This is a genomic window from Streptomyces durbertensis (assembly GCF_014156695.1).
GTDB lineage: Bacteria > Actinomycetota > Actinomycetes > Streptomycetales > Streptomycetaceae > Streptomyces > Streptomyces durbertensis.
This window is the reverse complement of record NZ_WMLF01000608.1, coordinates 1-2492: the sequence shown is the minus strand read 5'-3', so window position 1 is coordinate 2492 and position 2492 is coordinate 1. Positions and strand designations below refer to the sequence as shown.

At 69.8% G+C, this 2492-nt stretch carries 3 protein-coding genes and 1 pseudogene; 2 read left to right on the top strand and 2 right to left on the bottom strand.

Features of this window, described 5'->3' with window-relative positions:
- Both GL263_RS28665 and erm read left to right on the top strand, forming a co-directional pair.
- On the top strand, nucleotides 1-199 hold a 199-nt coding region (locus GL263_RS28665; protein ID WP_228456810.1), incomplete at its 5' end, for a hypothetical protein.
- A gap of 90 nt (nucleotides 200-289) precedes the next feature.
- Nucleotides 290-1099: an ErmE/ErmH/ErmO/ErmR family 23S rRNA (adenine(2058)-N(6))-methyltransferase gene (erm, locus tag GL263_RS25035; RefSeq protein ID WP_182858017.1), complete on the top strand. Its 810-nt coding sequence runs from the start codon at nucleotides 290-292 to the stop codon at nucleotides 1097-1099.
- Nucleotides 1100-1171: 72 nt separating this feature from the next.
- On the opposite strand, the gene GL263_RS25030 is transcribed toward erm, so the two are convergent.
- Both GL263_RS25030 and GL263_RS25025 read right to left on the bottom strand, forming a co-directional pair.
- Nucleotides 1172-1450: a hypothetical protein gene (locus tag GL263_RS25030; protein ID WP_182858016.1), complete on the bottom strand. Its 279-nt coding sequence runs from the start codon at nucleotides 1448-1450 to the stop codon at nucleotides 1172-1174.
- Between the two features lie 202 nt (nucleotides 1451-1652).
- Nucleotides 1653-2233: pseudogene (locus tag GL263_RS25025) on the bottom strand (Uma2 family endonuclease).
- Nucleotides 2234-2492: the final 259 nt, after the last annotated feature.

The following is a 2492-nucleotide window of genomic DNA, read 5'->3' as shown; positions in this document are numbered from 1 at the left end:
CGACGACCCGTCCCGTATCGAGTTCTCCCTCGGCTACGCGACCGCCCTCGAACACCGCACGGCCGCCCGCGACGCCGTGTGGGACCTGCGTTACCGCCCGGGGCCCGGCCGCGACACCGTCCCCCTCCATAGCCTCCTCGCCATGTCAGCATGCGCTTTCTTCATCAGGCTGCGTCACCGCCGGGCTCTGGCCCGCTAGCGGACGCACCTTCCACAGTCGCGTCCGCAGGCGCGCCCAGGGCCCTTCGAGATCCCGCTTTCATCTCGAAGACCCGAAAGGGCTGCCACTGTGGCGCAGAACTTCGCACACCGCGACTACTCGCACACCCAGAAGAAGACCGGCGGATCCGGCGGCGGCGCCCGCACGTCCCGCGACCGGGCGCGACGCGAGCTCTCGCAGAACTTCCTGGTCGACGCCCGTGCCGTCGACCTCGTCGTCCGGACCGCGAGGCCGTCGGGCCTGGTGCTGGAGCCGGGCGCCGGCGAGGGCGCGCTCACGCGCGCGCTCGTCCGACACGCCTCCCACGTCACCGCGTACGAGATCGACCCGCTCCTGGCCCTGAAGCTCAAGGCCGGCGGCTTTGACGTCGTACGAGGCGACTTCACGAAGGCGAGGCCGCCGCGCGAGCCGTTTGCCGTCGTCGGCAACATCCCGTACTCGATCACCTCGCGCATCGTGGACTGGTGCCTCCGCGCCCCCACCCTCACCTCCGCGACCCTCCTCCCCCAACGCGAGTACGCGAGGAAGAGGAGCGGCGACTACGGCCGCTGGAGCAAGGTGACGGTGGAGACCTGGCCGTGGTTCACCTGGCGGCTCGGCGCCACTATCAGCCGGACGAGCTTCCGCCCGGTGCCGTCGGTCGACTCGTCGATCCTCCGCCTCGAACGAAGGGAGACTCCCCTACTGCCCGACCCGACCGGCTGGCAGGAACTGGTCGACCTCGGCTTCACCGGCGTGGGCGGCTCCCTCCGCGCCTCCCTGAAAACCCGCCACACCCATGTCGACGCGGCCCTCCACCGAGCCGGCCTCAACCACAACACACTGGTCGGCCACGTCCACCCGGACCAGTGGATCACGCTGTTCCGCTGCCTGCGGTAGGCCCCGGGGGCTTCCGTCGGAATCCCCCTCCGACGGAAGCCCCGCCGCGCCGCCCCGGCGCGGCAACCGACATCACCCGCGTCGGCCACGCCCGGCCCCCCTGGCGCGTCGTCGGTTCCGCAGCACCCAGAGGCCCTTGATCATCAGCGCGCTGACGACCGACGCATAGACTCCGACCGCCAGGCTGGGGACCGAGAGCCACCAGTCCCCCGCGCGTGCGGCCAGAATCCCGAGCACCAGGCCGCCAGGCCCGACAACGAACTGGCAGATCCCCCAGCGGTGCAGCATGTAGCTGACCGGAACCCGGTCGCCGTTCGGCCGGAACGGCAGCAGACGGCACGTGACACGCACGGGCAGGCTGTCACCGCCCCCACTCAGCTGCCCTGCAGGACCCTGGGACACCTCGACACCCCTCGCACTCGCCGCCCGTCCGGTGCTCAGAAGCTGTTTCCACTTCCCCCGGGGGCGCACCTCAGATGGCCAGAGCCCACCCGGCTAGCCAGGAGTGCTTCGGGCACTCACCCCTCTCCACCGCCGAAGGAATCCGCCGTGCTCAGTCTGGCGCAACTCCCCTTTGGCCACTTGTGAGGGTAGTTGTCGGCGGCGCGGATCGCCGCGCCCATGCCCGTAGGGGCTCGGTTTCCAAGGTGATGCCGACCGGTGGCGGCAGCTCAACAGGCTTCCCGAACGGCACCGTTCGGGTGCTCTCAGCAGGTACAACGGAATCGCGGATTCCGCGTACGCGCGCGGCTTCTCTACCCGATCGCGACGATCAGTGTCGGAGTCGTAGGACGTGACCTCCACAACCATGAGCACAGCTTCCGCCTCGGCCCATTCCGGTTGCCCGACGAAGGCCTCACTTGGGGCGAGCACCCCGTCCGGACGGGCATGGCCGGACCGATAGGTTTCCACTCTGATGCCCTGCTCGTGCAGCCAAAGCTCCGGTCGCGCCTGAATGCAGACTCTCGTCAGCCACTGAATGATCCGCCCGTGATCACCGTCCGGCACGGCCTTGACCCACAACCTGCCATGGATGAACTCCAGACGCAGCCCTTCGAGGGATCTCGCCGCGAGGCGTGCCAGCTCCTCGAACTCCTCCGGTCTCATCTGCGGCCGGTCGTGGATCGCGGTCATGCGTACTCCCTCCGACTTGCCAACGGCGCTGCGGGCCGAGGTGACGGCTGCTGCCGCTGCTCTTTCCTCACTATGCCGCACAGCATCCAGCCGGAATCGGGGACGGCACCTCGCGCCCGAGCTTCGCGGGCTCGCTAAGCCCCCGGCCGGAGGGCTGTGAGGATGAGGGTGAGGCCGTGGTGGAACTCGTCGGCGGGGTCGTAGCCGGTGGCGAGGGCGTAGGCGGCGGCTTCGGCGAGGTGGGGGTGGGTGTCGGGGG